The sequence below is a fragment of the Agrobacterium larrymoorei genome (genome assembly GCF_030819275.1).
Classification (GTDB): Bacteria; Pseudomonadota; Alphaproteobacteria; order Rhizobiales; family Rhizobiaceae; genus Agrobacterium; species Agrobacterium larrymoorei_B.
On sequence record NZ_JAUTBL010000002.1, the window covers coordinates 1569375 to 1588883 of the forward strand.

At 58.0% G+C, this 19509-nt stretch carries 17 protein-coding genes and 1 pseudogene; 8 read left to right on the forward strand and 10 right to left on the reverse strand.

What is annotated here, in order from left to right; all coding sequences use genetic code 11:
• Positions 1-20 precede the first annotated feature (20 nt).
• On the forward strand, positions 21-1229 hold the full coding sequence (locus QE408_RS16315; RefSeq protein ID WP_306934826.1) for a multidrug effflux MFS transporter: 1209 nt from the start codon (positions 21-23) through the stop codon (positions 1227-1229).
• On the opposite strand, the gene QE408_RS16320 is transcribed toward QE408_RS16315, so the two are convergent.
• The gene (locus QE408_RS16320; protein ID WP_306932979.1) at positions 1151-2038 is read right to left on the reverse strand and encodes an AraC family transcriptional regulator; all 888 of its coding nucleotides are present in this window, start codon (positions 2036-2038) and stop codon (positions 1151-1153) included. The two genes, QE408_RS16315 and QE408_RS16320, sit on opposite strands and share 79 nt — an antisense overlap.
• On the opposite strand from QE408_RS16320, the gene QE408_RS16325 reads away from it, so the two are divergent.
• Complete coding sequence (locus QE408_RS16325; protein WP_306932981.1) at positions 2037-2444, forward strand: DUF2000 family protein; 408 nt, start codon at positions 2037-2039, stop codon at positions 2442-2444. The genes QE408_RS16320 and QE408_RS16325 overlap by 2 nt on opposite strands.
• Positions 2445-2518: 74 nt before the next feature.
• On the opposite strand, the gene QE408_RS16330 is transcribed toward QE408_RS16325, so the two are convergent.
• Together QE408_RS16330 and QE408_RS16335 are read right to left on the reverse strand one after the other, a co-directional pair.
• Positions 2519-2731, reverse strand: a complete 213-nt coding sequence (locus tag QE408_RS16330) for a hypothetical protein (RefSeq protein WP_306932983.1) — start codon at positions 2729-2731, stop codon at positions 2519-2521.
• Positions 2732-2841: 110 nt separating this feature from the next.
• Positions 2842-3381, reverse strand: coding sequence for a single-stranded DNA-binding protein (locus tag QE408_RS16335; protein ID WP_306932985.1), 540 nt, complete (start codon positions 3379-3381; stop codon positions 2842-2844).
• A gap of 322 nt (positions 3382-3703) precedes the next feature.
• Between QE408_RS16335 and uvrA the strand changes: the two genes are divergently transcribed.
• On the forward strand, positions 3704-6625 hold the full coding sequence (uvrA, locus tag QE408_RS16340) for an excinuclease ABC subunit UvrA (RefSeq protein ID WP_306932987.1): 2922 nt from the start codon (positions 3704-3706) through the stop codon (positions 6623-6625).
• A 43-nt stretch (positions 6626-6668) separates the two neighbouring features.
• Positions 6669-7469, forward strand: coding sequence for a DUF72 domain-containing protein (locus tag QE408_RS16345; protein ID WP_306932989.1), 801 nt, complete (start codon positions 6669-6671; stop codon positions 7467-7469).
• Between the two features lie 12 nt (positions 7470-7481).
• Here QE408_RS16345 and dusA read toward each other — a convergent pair whose 3' ends face one another.
• Positions 7482-8510 carry a tRNA dihydrouridine(20/20a) synthase DusA gene (gene dusA / locus QE408_RS16350; protein WP_306934827.1) on the reverse strand — a complete coding sequence of 343 codons (1029 nt, stop codon included), beginning with the start codon at positions 8508-8510 and terminating at the stop codon, positions 7482-7484.
• Between the two features lie 445 nt (positions 8511-8955).
• Here dusA and QE408_RS16355 point away from each other — a divergent pair, with 445 nt between their 5' ends.
• Together QE408_RS16355 and QE408_RS16360 are read left to right on the forward strand one after the other, a co-directional pair.
• Entirely contained in the window at positions 8956-9645 is a 690-nt protein-coding gene (locus QE408_RS16355; protein ID WP_306932991.1) for a fumarylacetoacetate hydrolase family protein, read from the forward strand.
• 29 nt (positions 9646-9674) lie between these two features.
• Entirely contained in the window at positions 9675-10202 is a 528-nt protein-coding gene (locus tag QE408_RS16360; protein ID WP_306932994.1) for a gamma carbonic anhydrase family protein, read from the forward strand.
• Positions 10203-10238: 36 nt separating this feature from the next.
• Here QE408_RS16360 and zur read toward each other — a convergent pair whose 3' ends face one another.
• From zur to znuC, 3 genes are read right to left on the reverse strand one after another with little or no spacing between them, the layout of a single operon-like run.
• Positions 10239-10649: a zinc uptake transcriptional repressor Zur gene (gene zur, locus QE408_RS16365; protein ID WP_373465585.1), complete on the reverse strand. Its 411-nt coding sequence runs from the start codon at positions 10647-10649 to the stop codon at positions 10239-10241.
• Between the two features lie 5 nt (positions 10650-10654).
• Complete coding sequence (gene znuB, locus QE408_RS16370) at positions 10655-11470, reverse strand: zinc ABC transporter permease subunit ZnuB (RefSeq protein ID WP_306932999.1); 816 nt, start codon at positions 11468-11470, stop codon at positions 10655-10657.
• On the reverse strand, positions 11463-12407 hold the full coding sequence (znuC, locus tag QE408_RS16375) for a zinc ABC transporter ATP-binding protein ZnuC (RefSeq protein ID WP_306933001.1): 945 nt from the start codon (positions 12405-12407) through the stop codon (positions 11463-11465). The genes znuB and znuC overlap by 8 nt, the downstream gene beginning before the upstream one ends.
• 103 nt (positions 12408-12510) lie before the next feature.
• On the opposite strand from znuC, the gene QE408_RS16380 reads away from it, so the two are divergent.
• Complete coding sequence (locus QE408_RS16380) at positions 12511-13587, forward strand: zinc ABC transporter substrate-binding protein (protein ID WP_306933003.1); 1077 nt, start codon at positions 12511-12513, stop codon at positions 13585-13587.
• A 79-nt stretch (positions 13588-13666) separates the two neighbouring features.
• Positions 13667-14873 (forward strand): annotated as a pseudogene (zigA, locus tag QE408_RS16385) (zinc metallochaperone GTPase ZigA).
• 53 nt (positions 14874-14926) lie between these two features.
• Here the strand turns inward: zigA and QE408_RS16390 are convergent.
• The 3 genes from QE408_RS16390 to QE408_RS16400 all read right to left on the reverse strand — a co-directional run bounded on the left by QE408_RS16390 (position 14927) and on the right by QE408_RS16400 (position 19127).
• On the reverse strand, positions 14927-15256 hold the full coding sequence (locus tag QE408_RS16390) for an RcnB family protein (protein WP_062427394.1): 330 nt from the start codon (positions 15254-15256) through the stop codon (positions 14927-14929).
• Between the two features lie 190 nt (positions 15257-15446).
• Positions 15447-16481, reverse strand: coding sequence for an L-glyceraldehyde 3-phosphate reductase (gene mgrA, locus QE408_RS16395; protein WP_306933007.1), 1035 nt, complete (start codon positions 16479-16481; stop codon positions 15447-15449).
• Between the two features lie 189 nt (positions 16482-16670).
• Complete coding sequence (locus tag QE408_RS16400; RefSeq protein ID WP_306933009.1) at positions 16671-19127, reverse strand: beta-mannosidase; 2457 nt, start codon at positions 19125-19127, stop codon at positions 16671-16673.
• Positions 19128-19509: the final 382 nt, after the last annotated feature.

Here is a 19509-nt window from a genome sequence, read left to right on the forward strand (position 1 = left end):
GCCCTTACGGGCTTAGCTCGATTTCCCTCGACATCATGCTCCCTGCTCTACCGGATATCGGTGTGGCATTGGTGTCCTCTTCGTCCAATCGTGCGCAACTAACCATCGGCGCTTTCCTCCTTGGGGCAGCAATATCATCCTTTGTCGTCGGCCCAGTCGCAGATCGCTGTGGCCGTCGCCCACCCATCCTGTGTGGGCTTCTCGTATTCGTGGGCGCCTCGCTCCTCGCGCCCTTTGCGCAGAGCATGGAAATGATGCTTGTTCTTCGGTTCATTCAAGGAGCAGGAGCTGGCACGACTCGCCTGTCCCAGGCCATCTTGCGAGATCGCTATTCTGGAAACGAGATGGCGAAAGCCATGTCGCTCGTCTTGATGGTGTTCCTTATCATGCCCACTCTCGCGCCGCTGATGGGCCAAGTCATTTTGATGGTCAGCGGTTGGCGCGGCGTCTTTTTTACGATGGCGGTACTTGGGCTTGTGATACTGGTCTGGACATGGTGGAGATTGCCGGAGACGCTGGCTCCCGCGGACAGGCGGCCCCTAAGCTTCCGCTCGGTCTGGGCCGGGCTGGCTATTATTGCCGGAGACCGCAGCGCGATTGGATATGGCATAGCAGCTATGCTGCTGCTCGGCACACTTTACGGCTTCATCGCAACTGCCCAACCGCTTTATGGTCAAGCTTACGGGCTGGGAGGTCACTTCGCGCTTGCGATGGCGGGTACAGCAGTCGTCCAGTCAATTGCAGCCTTCGCTTGTTCGCGCCTGATCCCCTCGTTCGGCGCGCAGGCTGTAGGCATCACCGCGCTCACAACCCACATCGCTTTCGCCGGTATGGCGTTGATTATGCTTTATCTTAACCTCCTGCCGTTCTGGCTGCTCCTTCTTATCATCACCGCGATGATGGCGATGTTCACATGGGCAGACGCAACGCTTGGAGCCCTCTCAATGATGAATCTTGGAAAAATCGCCGGTACGGCCGCATCGGCATTCGGAGCGATCCAGCAATTGGGTGCGACCTTGCTCGGCTCGCTCATAGGCCAATGCTATAATGGAACGCCGCGCGCATTGTTCTGGGGATCGGTAATTCTGGGAGCAATCGCGCTTGGCTCAGCGTTCTTGGCGGGGAAAATCCCAAATTCGGTGAAACGCTTTCAGGGCCTACCGTCCTGCAACGCCAACCACCGTCCAGGCGTGATGCCAAAGGCATCGCGAAAATGCCGCGTGAGATGAGCTTGGTCCGCAAAGCCTGCTTCGACTGCCGCGCCCGCCAAGCTGCCTCCCGCCAACAGCAATTGCTTCGACCGGGCCAGTCGGCGCATGACGAGATAGCGGTGCGGGCTGGTGCCGAATACCTGCCTGAAATGCCGCGCCAAAGCATAGCGGTCCAGCCCGGTGATCGCCTCGAGCGTCGCGGATCGCACCGGTTCGTCGCTATGACTGAGAAGAAAGTCCCGCGCCTGCAAGACGGCCGATTGCGCGACCTTGGTAACGCGCTTGCGAGGCTCTCCTGCTTCGTAAGACAGAATCGTTGCGATCCGCTGGATTGCATCGTCCTTGGCAAGGTCATCCGGCTCGTGATCGAGATCCGACAGAATGTAGGCAAGCGCACCCGACAACTCGGCATTGGCGACAACAGGATCCGGCACGAATGGCAACGAACGAGAGTAACCGTCGATGGCGCCGATCAACTCAGGCGGCATGTAGACCATACGATAGATCAGCCCTGCATCCGTACCAGCAGCCCCGTCATGGATTTCATCTGGATGCAGCACGATGACGTTTCCGGGCATGCTGAACCGCTCGACGCCACGATAGCGAAAGGTTTGCACGCCGTGCATGGTCAGCCCCAATGCGTAAGTGTCGTGTCGATGCGGTGTAAACCCATTGCCGTGGAACCGTACCTCGGTCCGCTCGATCCCTCGACTTTCCGCAACCACGCGCACGCCCGGCTGAAAATCCACGCACGAACGTTCAAGACCCAGCGCCCGCTGGACCGCTAGTTGCTCGATGTCCGCAATACCTTCAAAGGAGTAAGACATGTTCGACACCAAAATCGGGATCATCATCCGCGATGACCTTGCAACGTGGCAAAAGCTTAACGTCACCGCTTTTCTGACAAGCGGCATCATTGCTCAATCGCCCGCGATCATCGGCGAACCATATCGGGATGCCGCGGATAATGTCTACAATCCGATGTCGATCCAGCCAATCGTGGTTCTGACAGCTGATCAGGAGACGCTAAGAACAATCCATCGGCGGACGTTGGAGCGGGATGTCACTGCATCAGCCTATATCGAAGAGATGTTCGCGACCGGTCACGACGCCGCCAATCGAGAGGTCTTTGCAAAGTTCGCACCGGACAATGCAAAGCTCGTCGGCCTTGCGTTACGGTCCGACAAGAAGATCGTCGACAAGATTTGCAAGGGAGCCAAGATGCATCCCTGATGACTCCCATAAAAGTCGCCGCTCGGTGATCGGGCCTGATCAAGCGCGCACGGAATTTACAGGAAAGAACACGCTCACCGTTTCGCCTTCGGCAACCGGTTCGAGATCGTGCCTCCGAGATGTTTGTTGAAGACAATGGCCGACAGGCCGTTCAGCTCGAAGCCGTTTTCCGTGCGACCACCAAGGATAGACGCGACGAGGAAACCCGGCATCCAGAATGCTGTAAAAGCCGGATGATCCGCGATGTGGCAGGTTGCGGCGAAGGTGATGTCTGGTCTGCCCTCCACCTCTCCCCCAATGGCCAAAAGAAAGAAGGGGCAGCGTAACCGCCACCCCTTCATGTCGTCCTATCAGTCGGCATAAGAGCGCAAAACAACGCGTGCCTCAACCGCCGTCATCAAAACGGGATATCGTCATCCAGATCGTTGGAGAAGTTGCTTCCAGACGACTGGCCGCCGCGCGATGCACCGCCACGCGAAGGCTGCTGGTCGTAACCGCCGCTGCTGCCACCACCATAGGAGCCGCCACCAGCATAATCGCCACCGCCGCCGAAATCTCCGCCACGGCCACCGCCGCCACCTTCGCCGCGACCGTCAAGCATGGTCAGCGTCGAATTGAAGCCCTGGAGAACGATTTCTGTCGAGTAACGGTCATTGCCGTTCTGGTCCTGCCACTTGCGGGTTTGCAGAGCGCCTTCGATGTAGAGTTTGGCGCCCTTCTTGACGTATTGCTCAACGACTTTGCAAAGGCCTTCGTTGAAGACGACGACAGTGTGCCATTCGGTCTTTTCCTTGCGCTCGCCGGAATTACGGTCGCGCCAGCTTTCCGACGTCGCTATGCGCAGATTGGCGATCGGACGGCCATCCTGCGTGCGGCGAATTTCTGGATCTGCGCCGACATTTCCGACCAGAATAACCTTGTTTACGCTGCCAGCCATATTTATCTTCCTGTCTGCCGAACGTCATGAACGGCATTTTTCCTGTTCAAAAGTCCCGCGCACCATAGACCATCCCTCGCCGCGATGGGCAGCGAATGGAACGACAATCCACAAGGAATGTTCTTGCCAACGGGCACGGTTGCAATATGTTCCTTTTTTGTTCTATTAAAGCGTGGTGAGTGAGTCAAGCAGATCCAGAAGCATTCCCAGGCGAGAACGCGCCGGGCAAGACCATACCGGAACGTCAATCGTCTCGACACGCCGTTCCAGATGATGACATAAGAACCGATCCGTCCAAACACCTGAAATCCAGAGCCTTGCCATGAGTGAATTGAAGACGATTTCCATCCGCGGCGCGCGCGAGCATAATCTCAAGGGCATCGACCTTGATCTGCCGCGCAATAAGCTGATCGTCATGACGGGCCTGTCCGGTTCCGGCAAGTCGTCGCTGGCTTTCGACACCATCTATGCCGAGGGACAGCGGCGCTATGTGGAGAGCCTTTCGGCCTATGCGCGCCAGTTTCTGGAAATGATGCAGAAGCCGGATGTGGACCAGATCGAAGGTCTGTCGCCCGCGATTTCCATCGAGCAGAAAACGACTTCGCGCAACCCGCGTTCGACCGTCGGCACGGTGACGGAAATCTACGACTATATGCGCCTTCTCTTCGCGCGTGTCGGCGTTCCCTATTCGCCCGTGACCGGTCTGCCGATCGAGAGCCAGACGGTGAGCCAGATGGTGGACCGCATCCTCGCCTTCGAGGAGGGCACGCGTCTCTATATTCTTGCGCCCATCGTGCGTGGCCGTAAGGGCGAGTACAAAAAAGAACTCGCTGAGCTGATGAAGAAGGGCTTCCAGCGCGTCAAGGTAGACGGTCAGTTCTACGAGATTGCCGACGTTCCTGCCCTCGACAAGAAATACAAGCACGATATCGATGTGGTGGTGGATCGCGCCGTGGTACGCCCGGACATGGCTGCGCGACTGGCAGACAGCCTTGAGACCTGCCTGAAACTGGCAGACGGCCTGGCTGTGGCGGAATTTGCTGACAAGCCGCTGCCTGCGGAAGAAACATCCGCTGGCGGTTCCGCCAACAAGTCTCTGAACGAGACACATGAACGCGTGCTATTTTCCGAAAAATTTGCCTGCCCCGTTTCCGGCTTTACCATTCCGGAAATCGAGCCGCGCCTCTTCTCCTTCAACAATCCCTTCGGCGCCTGCCCGACTTGTGACGGGCTTGGTTCGCAGCAGAAAGTGGATGAGGCGCTGATCGTGCCGGAGCCTGCCCGCACCTTAAAGGATGGCGCTATTGCGCCGTGGGCCAAGTCCTCATCGCCTTATTACAACCAGACGCTGGAAGCACTCGGCAAAGCCTTTGGCTTCAAGCTTTCGAGCCGCTGGAGCGACCTGACGGATGCCGCCAAGAAAGCGATCCTGAAGGGCACAGACGAGAAGATCGAGTTCCAGTATCAGGATGGTGCCCGCTCCTACAAGACGGTGAAGAATTTCGAAGGCATTGTGCCCAATCTTGAACGCCGCTGGAAGGAAACCGATAGCGCCTGGGCACGCGAAGAAATCGAGCGTTATATGTCGGCAGCCCCCTGCCCGGCCTGCGCCGGTTATCGCCTGAAACCCGAAGCGCTCGCCGTCAAGATCAACAAGCTGCATATCGGCGAAGTCACAGAAATGTCGATCAAGGTCGCGCGTGACTGGTTCGAAGGCCTGCCGGAAAAGCTGAACGCCAAGCAGAACGAAATCGCCGTTCGGATCTTGAAAGAAATCCGCGAGCGCCTGCGCTTCCTCAATGATGTCGGGCTCGATTATCTCAGCCTGTCGCGAAATTCCGGCACGCTGTCTGGCGGTGAGAGCCAGCGTATTAGGCTTGCATCGCAGATCGGCTCCGGCCTGACCGGCGTTCTTTACGTTCTCGACGAACCCTCCATCGGCCTGCACCAGCGCGATAACGCCCGTCTGTTGGAAACACTCAAGCATCTGCGCGATATCGGCAATACCGTCATCGTTGTCGAACATGATGAGGATGCCATTCTGACGGCTGACTACGTGGTCGACATCGGCCCCGCTGCCGGCATCCATGGCGGCCAGGTCATTGCCGAGGGTACGCCGCAGGAGGTGATGGCCAACCCGAACTCGCTGACGGGCAAGTATCTCTCCGGCGAAATGGGCGTCCCCGTTCCTGCCGAACGTCGCAAACCGAAGAAGGGCAAGGAGATCAAGGTCGTTGGCGCGCGCGGCAACAATCTGAAGAACGTCACGGCCTCCATACCGCTCGGCGTCTTCACAGCGGTTACCGGCGTATCGGGTGGCGGCAAGTCCACATTCCTGATCGAAACGCTCTACAAGTCCGCCGCACGCCGTGTCATGGGCGCGCGCGAAATTCCGGCCGAACACGACCGTATCGACGGCTTCGAGTTCATCGACAAGGTCATCGATATCGACCAGTCGCCGATCGGTCGCACGCCACGCTCCAACCCGGCCACCTATACGGGCGCCTTTACGCCGATCCGTGACTGGTTCGCCGGTCTGCCAGAGGCGAAAGCCCGTGGCTACGCGCCGGGCCGCTTCTCCTTCAACGTAAAGGGTGGGCGTTGCGAAGCCTGCCAGGGCGATGGCGTCATCAAGATCGAGATGCACTTCCTGCCGGACGTTTATGTCACCTGCGATGTCTGCCACGGCAAGCGCTACAACCGCGAGACACTGGACGTGACCTTCAAGGGCAAATCGATTGCCGATGTGCTGGACATGACAGTGGAGGAAGGCGTCGAGTTCTTCGCCGCCGTTCCTGCCGTGCGTGACAAGCTGCAATCGCTCTTCGATGTCGGTCTCGGCTATATCAAGGTCGGTCAGCAGGCCAACACCTTGTCAGGCGGTGAAGCCCAACGCGTCAAGCTCGCCAAGGAGCTGTCCAAGCGCTCCACCGGTAGAACGCTCTATATTCTCGACGAGCCGACGACCGGCCTGCACTTCCACGACGTGAAGAAGCTGCTGGAAATGCTGCATGAACTGGTCAATCAGGGTAACTCTGTCGTCGTGATCGAGCACAATCTCGAGGTGATCAAGACGGCTGACTACATCATCGACATCGGGCCTGAAGGCGGCACCGGCGGTGGTGAGGTCGTGGCTGCCGGCACGCCGGAACAGATCGTCAAAGAGAAGCGCTCCTACACCGGCCAATTCTTGAAAGAGTTGCTGGAGCGCCATCCGGAAAAAAACATACAGGCGGCGGAGTGATCCGCCCGTCGCATAACAGCTGCGCTTTGATGGGGAGAGACGGATGAGCAAGTCGGGAACGATCCGCGCTGGTATTGGCGGCTGGACCTTCGACCCTTGGGAAGGCACGTTCTACCCCGAGAAGCTGACCAAGAAACGCCAGTTGGAATATGCGAGCTCCAAATTGAAGGCGATCGAGGTGAACGGCACCTATTATGGCAGCCAGAAGCCAGCGACGTTCGCCAAGTGGGCGTCCGAAGTGCCGGATGGTTTCATTTTCTCGCTGAAGGCCAGCCGTTTCGTCACCAACCGAAAGGTTCTGGCCGAAGCCCAGGAATCGATGACGAAGTTCCTCACTCAAGGGCTAACCGAACTTGGCGATCATCTCGGCCCGATCCTCTGGCAATTTGCGCCGACGAAAAAATTCGAGCCGGATGACTTCGCCGCCTTCCTGGCCTTGTTGCCGGAAAAGCAGGACGGGTTGAAATTGCAGCATGTTGTTGAGGTGCGCAACGACAGCTTCCAGGTACCGGAATTCATCGAGTTGCTGGCCAAGCACAATGTCGCTGTCGTCTGCGCCGATCATCACGATTATCCTATGCTGCCGGATGTGACGGCCGACTTCGTCTATTGCCGCCTGCAAAAGGGTGAGGACGATATCGAGACCTGCTATCCGGAGAAGGACGTCAAGGCGTGGAGCGCGCGCCTCAAGACCTATGCAGCTGGCGGCGCGCCCGACGACCTCCCGATGATCGCGCCCGACAGGAAAGCCGAGAAGACGTCGCGCGATGTTTTCGCCTTCTTCATTACCGGCGGCAAGGTCAACGCGCCGAACGGCGCGCAGCTGCTGCAGACCCTCGTCTGACCTTGCCCTAGATTATGCGTCGACTGCGACCGGCGCCCGTTCGAAGTCGACCGCGTCGAAGGCAGCAGCAATGACCTCGGAGCCGGCACCCGGCTTGGTCGCATCGCTGGACAGGATTTGCCGGAAGCGCCGCGCTCCCGGCAGTCCCTGGAAAAGACCGACCATATGGCGGGTCACGTGGTTCAGGCGGCCGCCCTTGGCAGCATAATCGTCCGCGTAGGCCATCATCGCGTCGCGCAAGACAATCGGGTCGAGATCGCGCGGAGGCTCGCCATAGATCCGATGATCGACATCCGCAAGGATCGAGGTGTTGTGGTAGGCGGCCCGCCCCAGCATCACCCCATCCATATGTTTCAGATGCTCTTCCGCCTGATCCAGATCGGTAATGCCGCCATTGATGCCGATGAAGAGATCAGGAAAATCCTGCTTCATTCGATAAGCGAGCTGATAATCGAGCGGCGGCACTTCGCGATTTTCTTTGGGCGACAGGCCCTGAAGCCAGGCCTTGCGGGCGTGAATCCAGACAGCGTCTGCGCCTGAAGCAACCATGCGCGCAATGAAATCCGGGAGCACGGCTTCCGGCTCCTGGTCATCCACGCCGATGCGGCACTTCACGGTGACGGGCACACGCGCCACGGCCTTCATCGCCTCGACGCAAGCCGCAACGGTTTCAGGCTCGCGCATCAGGCACGCGCCGAATGTACCCGACTGAACACGGTCCGAAGGACAACCCACATTGAGATTGATCTCGTCATACCCATAGTCGGCGGCAATCCTCACAGCCTCTGCGAGCTTGCCGGGAGCCGAACCGCCAAGTTGCAGCGCCACAGGATGCTCTTGAGGATGATACTCAAGGAGCTTGTCACGTTTGCCATAGATGATCGCGTCTGCAACAATCATCTCCGTGTAGAGAAGCGCATGCTGTGAGAGCTGGCGATGCAGGAAACGGCAACGCGTATCCGTCCAGTCGATCATCGGGGCGACGGCGAAGACTTTTCCCCGCGCGTAATGCGACGTGCCATCCGTGCGTCGAGAAATCATCGTCATCGTATCAGCCAATCCCGGATTACCAGCCTATCTTCCCGCGCGACATAACGCGTCGGCACTTTCGAAGAACGGCGTTTTGCGTCCATATAAGGCGAAACGACTGGACGATCCACCCACCTGATCTCAAATCCGCGATGCGTATAGCGGAGTCGCGGACCATAGACAGGATTCGGAAAGCGCGTTGTGACGAAACGGAACAGAAGATCTTGATGAGCGAAAAGACCGACGAAAAGTCTCTCTGCTGAAGCATTGTTGGCGCTGACAGCAACACGAACGCGGATCCGGGTCTTGGTCGGTTGCTGGCGGTGATCATGGCCTTCCTCGTTGTCGCGGGCCATGTCGTCTGGCTTCTGTCCTGACGGCGAAGAAACGAAAAAGTTAGCACTGGAAATTGCCTTGAAATTGCGGGACAACACCACTCCTAAAAAGGAGTGCCATCATGCCCGCGACAGTTGTCCCCGCCCCCGAACCCGTTCTGCTGCCCGTCGAAGGCACGACTGAGACCTTCCCCGTGCGACGGGTCTATTGCGTCGGGCGCAACTATGCGGATCACGCGATCGAGATGGGCCATGATCCATCGCGCGAGCCGCCCTTCTTCTTCCAGAAAAACCCGGACAATCTACTGCCCGCGGGTGAGGATTTTCCCTATCCGGACCTTTCGTCCAACGTCCATTACGAAGTCGAGTGTGTCGTGGCGCTGAAGAGCGGTGGCTCGAACATTCCGGTCGAAACCGCGCTCGATCACGTATGGGGTTATGGTGTGGGCATCGACATGACGCGCCGCGACATGCAGGACACGCTGAAGAAAATGGGCCGCTCCTGGGAAGGCGCCAAGGCCTTCGAATTCTCCGCCCCCATCTCGCCGCTTGTTCCAGCCTCCAAGATCGGACATCCAGACAAGGGTGCGGTCTGGCTTGATGTGAACGGCACACGCAAGCAATCCGGCGATCTCGATCAGATGATCTGGAAGACGGCGGAAATCATCGCCGAACTGTCGAAGGTTTTCACGCTGGCCGCAGGTGATGTGATCATGACCGGCACGCCGGCAGGCGTCGGCCCCATCGTAAAGGGCGACACCATGGAGTGCGGTGTGGATGGTGTCGGTACGCTGACGGTCAAGGTCGTCTAACGCTTGAACAGAAATCGGAGAGCCACCCCATGCCGATCTATCGCCTTGGCGCAAGAGTGCCGAACCTGCCAGCTCCGGGTCGATACTGGATCGCCCCGGATGCCAATGTCATCGGCTCCGTCACACTGGGTGAGGATGTCGGCATCTGGTTCGGCGCCACACTTCGCGGCGATAACGAGCCGATGACGGTCGGCCGCGGCACAAATATCCAGGAAGGTGTGATGGTGCACAGCGATCCGGGTTTCCCCGCCACGATCGGTAACCACTGCACCATCGGCCACCACGCCATTATTCATGGCTGCACGATCGGCGACAATACCCTGATCGGTATGGGCGCGACGATCCTGAACGGAGCGAAGATCGGAAGAAATTGCCTCGTGGGCGCCAATGCGCTCGTCACGGAGGGAAAAGAGTTCCCGGACAATTCCCTGATCGTCGGCTCCCCTGCCCGCGTTGTTCGCACGCTGGACGACAAGGCAGCCGAGGGCATCAAAAAATCGGCAGAAAAATATGTGGCCAACTGGAAACGCTTTGCCGAAGAACTGAAGCCTGTTTAGCCTCGCTAGCTGTCTTGCGGCTTTGTCCGCTTGCGACTAGATCGCGCAGGCCTCACATAGTCCACGGATTTCAATCGTGGTCTTTTCCGCCTTGAACTTCTGCCCCTTCACCCAATCGCCCAGGCGATGGTCGATCTCGTGGTCGTGGAACTCCGTCACCTGGCCACAGGCATTGCAGATGGCAAAGGCCACCGTGCCGTGGTGATGGCTGCAGCAATCGGCGCTTGTATGGGAGCAAGCCACGAAAGCGTTCAGGCTTTCAAGCCGGTGGACCAGACCGAATTCGATCAGCTTTTCCAGCGCGCGATAGACCTGCAAGGGCGCGCGAAAGCCGCTGTCTCTTAGCTTGTCGAGGATAACGTAGGCACTGAGCGGCGCCTGTGAGCGGGACAGCGCATCGTAGACCAGTGACTGGTTGCGCGTGAGGTTCTTAGCGTTCGTATTCATGTTCATCAGTTCACTCCCTGCTCGGCTCTGCGCGACCGTCCCGGCACAGGCAAAAGACTCAAGACGAAAAGCAAGACGGCGGCCACGACAATCGACGGGCCGGACGGCGTGTCATATTGCAGCGATCCCATCAGTCCGCCGATGACGGCGACAGCACCGATCAGCGAGGCCAGCACCGCCATGATTTCCGGGGTCGAGGAGAAGCGTCTGGCCGTTGCTGCCGGAATGATCAGCAAAGACGTGATCAGCATGATGCCGACGATCTTCATGGCGATGGCAATGACAAGCGCCATCAGCAGCATGAAGAGAAGCTTGGACCTTTCAGGTCGCAATCCTTCTGCCTCGGCAAGCTCCGCATTGACCGTTGAGGCCAGAAGCGGTTTCCATAGATAGACGATGGCCAGCAACACAAGGATGCCTCCGCCCCAGACCATCTGAATATCGGTGACGGAGACGGCAAGAATATCACCAAAGAGAAACGCGACAAGATCGATCCGCACCCACGTCATGAAGGCGACGATGACGAGACCGAAAGCAAGTGCGGAATGTGACAGGATACCCAGCAGCGCATCCGCCGAAAGGGCCTGGCGGCGCTGCAGCAAGAGCAAAAGCAGAGACACCGCTGCTGCGACGAGAAAAACGCTGACGATAAGGTTCAGCTGGAACAGCAGCGAGAGCGCGACACCGAGTAGCGCCGAATGCGCCATGGTGTCGCCGAAATAGGCCATGCGCCGCCACACCACGAAACACCCAAGCGGACCGGCGGTCAGGGCAACGCCGACACCGGCAAAGATGGCGCGGATGAAGAAGTCGTCAAACATGTTTCACTCCACGCGCATGGGCAGCGTCATCGGACCCGTGATGGTCATGGCCGCAGCCACAAGCGTAGTCCTCATGATCATGATGATCGCCATGGGAATGCGAATGTGCGTGATCATGGTCATCGTGGCCGTGATGATGCCCATCATCCGGGTGGCAATTGTCCGTTACCGAGCCATCGGAATGCATCACGCGTCCATCCGGGAGATGCGTGTGATCATGGTGGTGGCTATAGACTGCGAGCCCCTTGGCAGCCGCGCCGCCGAAGAGGCGCATATATTCCGGGCTCTGGCTGACAGCCTGCGGCGTACCGCGGCAGCAGACGTGGCCATTCAGGCAGATCACCGTGTCGGTTTCCGCCATCACCACATGCAGATCGTGGGATATCAGTAGAATGCCGCAGCCCGTGGAATTACGGATGGTTTTGATGAGATCGTAAAGCGCAATCTCGCCGGAAAAATCCACGCCCTGGACCGGTTCGTCCAACACCAGCAAATCGGGCTTGCGGGCCATTGCGCGCGCCAGAAGGGCGCGCTGGAACTCGCCGCCTGAAAGATGCTGAACCTCGGCCTTGGCGAGATGCGCAATGCCGGTGGCATTCAACGCCGCGTCGATCTCTCTTGCGGGTAAGGCACCGGTCAGCGTCATCAGCCTCCAGACGGTCAAAGGCATCGTCCAGTCGACGGAAAGCTTTTGCGGCACATAGCCGACCTTTAGGCCAGCCAGACGCTCGACCTTTCCTTCATCCGGCTTCATGACGCCAATCGCCATCTTGGCACTGGTGGATTTACCCGATCCGTTGGGGCCAATGAGCGTCACGATCTCGCCGCGACGGACAGAAAAGTCCACGCCGCGCACCAGCCAACGCCCGCTGCGTCTTACACCTGCACTGGACAGGGAGACGAGATTTCCGTCGGTTTTGGCCGGAGAATGAAGCATGGGATTTTCCGATTGCGGCTGTTGCACATGGCTATGGCATACGTTATAGCGTTACGCAACTTATGTAATAACATTACACTTCGATACAAGTGGAGCATGCCCTATGAAGTCACTCGCCGCCCTCCTCCTCGCCTCTGCCGCCATGATCGGCGCATCCAACGCCATGGCGGCACCCAATGTCGTCGTATCGATCAAGCCGATCCACTCCCTGGTGGCGGCCATTATGGAAGGTGTCGCGGAGCCGCAGGTCATCGTCGATGGCGGCGCTTCTCCTCATACCTATAGCCTCAAGCCATCCAATGCCAAGGCGCTGGAGAACGCCGATGTCGTCTTCTGGGTCGGCGACGGGCTGGAAAAGTTTCTCGAAAAGCCGCTGGAATCACTGGCCAGCAAGGCAACCGTCGTTGAACTGGACGATGCGCCCGGCATCGAAAGGCTGAAATTCCGCGAGGGCGGCCCCTTCGAGGCCCATGACCATGGCGACCATGAAGGTCATGACCACGCAGAGGCGGAAGGTCACGACCATGCCCATGAGGGCGAGGATACGCATGACCATGAAGGACATGATCATGAGGGTCATGATCATGCGCATGAAGGCGAAAAGGGCCACGACCACGCGCATGAGGGTGAGCACGAACACGCCCATGAAGATGGTCATGACCATGGCGAGGATGACATGCACCTGTGGCTCGATCCGGCAAACGCCAAAGCCATGGCAACGGAAATCGAAAAGACCCTGATGACCGCCGATCCGGCAAACGCCAAGACCTACCAGGAAAACACCAAGAAGCTGGTCGATAATCTCGACGCGCTGGACAAGGAAATTGCAGCGACCATCGCGCCTATCAAGGACAAGCCCTTTATCGTCTTCCATGATGCTTACCAGTATTTCGAACATCGCTACGGCGTGAAGACAGCCGGTTCGATCACCGTCAGCCCAGAAAACATGCCGGGTGCCGACCGCATCAAGCAGATACAGGCCAAGGTGAAGGAACTCAACGCAACCTGCGTCTTCGCCGAGCCGCAGTTCGAGCCGAAGCTGGTCAATGTCGTCATCGAAGGCACCAACGCCAAGTCCGGCACGTTGGACCCGGAAGCTGGCACGCTCGAAGCCGGACCGGACCTTTATTTCAAGCTGATGCGTGGCATTGCCAGCTCGCTGAAGAACTGCCTGTCCTGATCGGGCCGGCGTCGAGGGGCGGCAAGGACCGCCTCTCTTTTTAAACCCAATTGTAACGTTATAACATATGAGGTGTTTTATGCAAAAGAAGCTGCCCGTGACAGTTCTGTCCGGCTTTCTCGGAGCCGGCAAAACCACCCTCCTCAACCACATCCTCAGCAATCGCGAAGGTCTGCGGGTGGCGGTGATCGTCAACGATATGAGCGAGGTCAATATCGACGCGGCTCTTGTCCGCGATGGCGGCGCCAATCTCTCACGCACGCAAGAGCAACTGGTCGAGATGACCAATGGCTGCATCTGTTGCACGCTGAGAGACGACCTGTTGAACGAGGTCAGGCAACTGGCCGAACAGGGTCGCTTCGATTACCTGCTGATCGAATCCACCGGCATTGCCGAACCCCTGCCCGTGGCAGCCACCTTCGATTTCCGGGACGAGAACGGTCAAAGCCTGTCGGATGTCGCGAAGCTGGATACGATGGTCACTGTGGTGGATTGCGCCAATCTGTTGAAGGATTACGGATCTGCGGATTTCCTCGGCGGATCGCGGCGAAACGGCAGGTGACGGCGACGACCGCACACTGGTCGATCTGCTGGTCGAACAGATCGAATTTGCCAATGTCGTGGTTCTGAACAAGGTCTCTGCCGCCAGCCCTGCAGAGCTGGATGCTGCCCGCAAAATCATCGTTGGCCTCAATCCCGATGCGCGTCTTATCGAGGCCGATTTTGGCAAAGTGGAGCTGGAAGCCGTGCTTGGCACCGGGCTGTTCGACTTTGCCAAGGCGGAAACACATCCGCTCTGGTTCAAGGAACTGCACGGCTTCAAGGGCCACATCCCCGAGACGGAAGAATACGGCATCCGCTCCTTCGTCTACCGCGCGAAGCGGCCCTTCGATCCTGCCCGCTTTCATGCCTTCATCAATCGTGACTGGCCGGGCGTGATCCGCGCCAAGGGCTTCTTCTGGCTGGCCACGCGGCCCAACCATGTTGGCGAAATCAGCCAGGCAGGCGCTTTGGTGAAAACCGGCAAGATGGGGCTGTGGTGGTCTTCCGTACCGAAGACACGCTGGCCGGACGATCCGGGCTTCGAGAAGATGCTGGCGCCCTATATGGACAAGGTCTGGGGAGATCGGCGTCAGGAGATCGTCTTCATCGGCGCTGACCCGATGAGCGAGGCGGCTCTACGCCAGGAACTTGACGCCTGTTTGATTGAGGCCGAGCGCTTCACGCCGGAAAACTGGCAGGAGCTGAAAGACCCGTTTCCCGACTGGAACAGACAGGCTGCCTGATCTGATAAAAGAAAGCGGGCGCTCGATGCGCCCGCTCCCATCTGCTTTACGATTTACCGTGCCGCGGCGAGGCCGATGATCAGGCCGCTGACCGCGTTGATCAGCAGAAACTGGTTGTCGACGCGCACCCAGCGCTCATTGCGACGCGGCTCTCTGAGGTGGTAGCGGCGATACTCGCGACGATCGACAAAGTGACGTCGCTCAGCGGGCGTCAAACGCTGACCTCGATCCCAACGGTGCTTCTTGATGATCACCTTCTTTGTGGTGACCGTCCGTTCGTGGACACCTCGGCGATCATGCCCGTAATCATGGCGACCCTGCGCCTGAGCCATCGGCGCTGCGAGAATTGTCGCAGCCAGAAAAACGGTGACGAGCTTTTTCATGGGTCTTTCCTTTCCTGTTGTGATGGGGTGACCCTATCGCGCCGAGTATGAACGGAAACTGAAGTAGAAAATTACAATATGGTAACATTGACGATGACTTAGAGGATGAACTTAAAGTTCGCGATATCTAATATGATCAGCGACTCGTCAGTGGCCGCTCGGGCTGAGACGCCCGAGCGGTAACCTCGCCTCACTTTTTCAGTTCGGCAGATTTGGCCCAGAGGTTGATGTCGGCATCGCGTGCATAACGATCGATCTCGGCCAGTTCTTCTGCGGTGAAGTCCGGCTTTTCCAGTGCCTTCACGCAATCCTCCAGCTGCTCTGGCCGGCTTGCGCCAATCAGTGCAGACGTAATCCGGCCGCCTCGCAGCACCCAGGCAATGGCCATTTGCGCCAGCGTCTGTCCGCGTCGTTCGGCAATCGCGTTGAGCCCACGAATATTCTCGATGTTGCGCTCATTGAGGAAGGCAGGATTGAGCGACTTGTTCTGACTGGCGCGGCTCGTATCCGGAACGCCGTTCAGATACTTTGTGGTCAGCATACCCTGTGCGAGCGGAGAGAAGACGATGGAGCCGATGCCGAGTTCTTCCAGCGTATCGACAAGACCGTCCTCTTCGATCCAGCGGTTGATCATCGAATAGCTCGGCTGATGAATGATGCAGGGCGTACCAAGATCCTTGAGGATCGCCGCAGCCTCGCGGGTGCGCTGGGAGTTGTAGGACGAGATACCGACATAAAGCGCTCTGCCCGAACGCACGATATGATCGAGCGCACCACAGGTCTCTTCCAGAGGCGTATCCGGATCGAAGCGGTGTGAGTAGAAGATATCCACGTAATCCAGACCCATGCGCTTCAGGCTCTGGTCGCAGGACGAAATCAGATATTTACGGCTGCCCCACTCGCCATAGGGACCTGGCCACATATTGTAACCCGCCTTGGAAGAGATGATCAGCTCATCGCGATAACCGGCAAAATCGGTCTTCAGGATTTCGCCGAAGGCACTCTCCGCGCTGCCTGGAGGCGGGCCGTAATTGTTGGCAAGGTCGAAATGAGTGATCCCGAGATCGAAGGCCTTGCGGCAAATCTCCTGTTTCGTCTTGTGGGAGAAGTCGTTGCCGAAATTGTGCCAGAGGCCAAGCGATATGGCCGGAAGCTTGAGGCCCGTGCGGCCGCAGTGATTGTACTTCATGGATTCGTAGCGGTTTTCAGCCGGTTGCCAGGCCATGGATTTCCTCCCTTGTGTGGAATCGCTGATCCGCCGCAGAGGTGGCGGATCGTGGTGCGGTTAGACTAAAGCATGTCGCGCAAAAGTGTGCAGCGGTTTTGCGATAACGACATGCGACAAAACAGATATCTAGAGCGTGTAAGCGAATCTGAAAGATCGCGATACGCTTTAGAAGATCACCGTCGGCTTTCAAGCCTGGGACTGCGACGTGTAAAGATCGAACACCTTGAACGACGGCTTAGCGGTCTGCGACTTTTCGCTCGGAGAGAAGACGATGCGACGGCTTTCTCCGGCAGCGAGGTCAAAGAGATTGTCGGAGTAGCGCCCGGCAACATCGGCTTCCACCATGACGAAGAGCGCCAAGCCCTCTGCCTGAACCTCGACCTCGACGTCTCCGTTGTCCAGCGCCTTCACCTGATAGCTTAGAGCGGATGGCCGAAGATCAAGTGCCTTGTAGGTCTCGCGCACATGATGCCCCTCGCCCATCATGCCGTTGGAGGCGATGAAGTTCCAGGAGAGCAGCGCGCCAGCCGGAAGTTGATCGAGATCGATCTCGGTCAACAGCGCGGCGGCATCCGGCCCGCAGGTGCCACTGGCGGATTTCAGCGGAATGCGGACGCCATCCAGCGCCAGGGCGAAGATGTTCATGTCGATTTCGACATCGTCCAGCGTGTCGTTGACCATGGAGAACAGAAGGGACTTGCCGTCTTCAGACGGAATGGCTGACACCGCGACTGGCTGAAAGAAGCGCCGCGCCGCATAATGCAGGGCTTTCCAGTTGCCGCCATAGTCGAGGCTCGACCATGAGGCGACAGGCCAGGTATCGTTGAGCTGCCAATAGAGCGTGCCCATGCAATGAGGCTTCAGCGAGCGCCAATATTCGACCGCGGTCTTGATGGCGAGCGCCTGTTGCACCTGGCTCACGTAGACGAAATTCTCAAAGTCCTTGGGGAAGCGGAAATAGCGGAACATCGTTCCCGCAATCCGCTCATTGCCGCCCGCATTCTTCTGGTGGAGTTCGATCACCGGGGATGCGATGTTCATGTCCTTGTTGTCCGCATAGGTGCGGATGACTGGCATGGACGTATAGGACTGGAAACCGAATTCCGAGCAGAAACGCGGACGCACTGTCCGGTAATCGTCGAAAGACTTGTTCTCGTGCCAGACGGACCAGTAATGCATGTCGCCGGAACCATCTGCGTGCCAGGCATCGCCATAGTCGAGATAGCCGGAGGCCGGACTTGAGGGCCACCAGATCGCCGATGGCGCGGCCTTCTTCAATGCGCGCTCGATGGTGCGGTTGAGGCGATCATAGGCCACCAGATAGCGATCGCGGTTGTTGCGCGATTCTTCGAACCAGTTCAGTGCGCCGACCAACTCGTTATCGCCGCACCAGAGCGCAATCGAAGGATGAGAGGCAAGACGCTTCACTTGGTAGTCGACCTCAAGCTCGACATTGTCGAGGAAGTCTTCGGTGCAGGGGTAGAGATTGCAGGCGAACATGAAGTCCTGCCAGACCATCAGACCCAACCTGTCGCAGAGATCGTAGAACCAGTCCGGTTCGTAGAAGCCACCACCCCAGACGCGGATCATGTTCATGTGGGCTTCGACGGCGGAGAGAAGCAGGTCTTCGGTCTTCTGCGCACTTGAGAGAGAAAACAGTGCGTCAGACGGAATCCAATTCGCACCGCGGCAGAAGATTTCGCGGCCGTTGACGCGGAGCGCAAAGCGGCTGCCAGCCTCATCCTTATCGGTCAGAAGCTCGACGGTGCGAAAGCCGATCTGGCGCGTCAGGGTCTCATCCGGCAGTTCGACACTCAGCGTGTAGAGCGCCTGCTCGCCGCTACCTGCGGGCCACCAAAGCTTGGGATTTTCGACGAAGAACACGTGACGAATGACGGTCTCACCAGCAGTGACACCACAATCGAGCCTCAGCCTCTCGTCGCCGAGCGACAAATGCACAGGCAAACTGCCGGGCTGAGCGGCATGGAGCGCCACCTCCACATGCAGTTCCACACCGCCATCCTTATGATGCTGGGTGGTGGTGACGTGCTCGATGCGCGCCGTCTCGAGCCGGCGCAGTAGGATGTTTCCATAAAGGCCGAGTGGGGCGATCGCGATGTTCCAGTCCCAGCCAAAATGGCACTGCGGTTTACGCAGAAGATTGCCGTTGGGGATGGGTGAGTTGCCGGGGTGGTAGGGCACATAGAAAGGCTGCGCCGCCTGGCGGTCGGCGCCTGCCTTGATGCTGGAATGGAAATGGATGCGGATGACATTTTCACCCGGCTGGAGAGCCGAGGTCACATCGGGCCGATAGCGGCGGAAACAATTGTCGGCTGTCAGGACAGGCGCATCATTGACGAAGACGACGGCCACCGTGTCGAGATTGTCGATATCGAGATACCAACCGGCGTCGACATCATCGACCACGAAACTGCGCTCGATGATCCAGTCGCGATGCGCCACCCACTGGACGTCATTCTCGTTTCTGCCAAAATACGGATCGGGAATGATCGATGCTTCGCGCAAGGCCGTATGGACATCGCCCGGGATTGTCATGCTGGTGCTATGATCACCTTCAGCCGAAGCCAGCCGCCACGGGCCGGAGAGATCGATAACGAGATCGCGTGCATAGGTTGATGCCATTTTCACTGCCCTGCTTGTTCCCGCAACCGCCATGGCGTTGCGACTCCATCCACTATCTGCAATGCGGTTAAAGCAAGTCCCAGCCTCTTCCGCAGCCATGAAAAATCAGATCGGGAATTCCTCCGGGCGGAAACGTTATCGTAAAAAATTATAACCGTCACCCATGAAAAAAGCGCTCGACAAACATCAGGGAATACTCACACAAAGCCTTTATACAATACGTTCTCATATGTATTTAATTTCAATCCACTATAGTAGATTTTTAATGATATCTCTAAACAGGATTCGTTTGTCTCCCGCCATCGGAACGGGGCGTTGGTGCATTTAAAAGAAGAGTAAACACTCACCCGGTCGTGTCTAATCTACATCGTTTCAGTCGCAC